At 57.7% G+C, this 281-nt stretch carries 1 protein-coding gene; it reads left to right on the forward strand.

Annotation, left to right across the window (positions count from 1 at the left end; all coding sequences use genetic code 11):
* Window positions 1-281 (forward strand): contractile injection system protein, VgrG/Pvc8 family (locus tag QK293_RS27545; RefSeq protein ID WP_282383544.1); only part of this gene is annotated, 281 nt, incomplete at both ends.

The following is a 281-nucleotide window of genomic DNA, read 5'->3' on the forward strand; positions in this document are numbered from 1 at the left end:
TTTCCAGCACCTGACGGTGCCGCAAATCATTGCTCAGGTGCTCAAAGGTCACGGCGTTCAGGCCGATGCGTTTACCTTCCATGTCAGCACCAGCCCCGAGCGCGAGTACTGCACGCAATATGGGGAAAGCGACTTCGAACTCGTCCAACGTTTATGCGCCGAGGACGGCATCGCCTGGCATCACCAGCATTCGGCAGACGGTCATCTGTTGGTGTTCACCGACGATCAGACCTGGTTCCCCAAACTGGGCGAAACCCCTTATCAGCAAGACTCCGGCATGG

Source organism: Pseudomonas sp. AL03 (assembly GCF_029960815.1).
In the GTDB taxonomy this organism is placed as follows: domain Bacteria; phylum Pseudomonadota; class Gammaproteobacteria; order Pseudomonadales; family Pseudomonadaceae; genus Aquipseudomonas.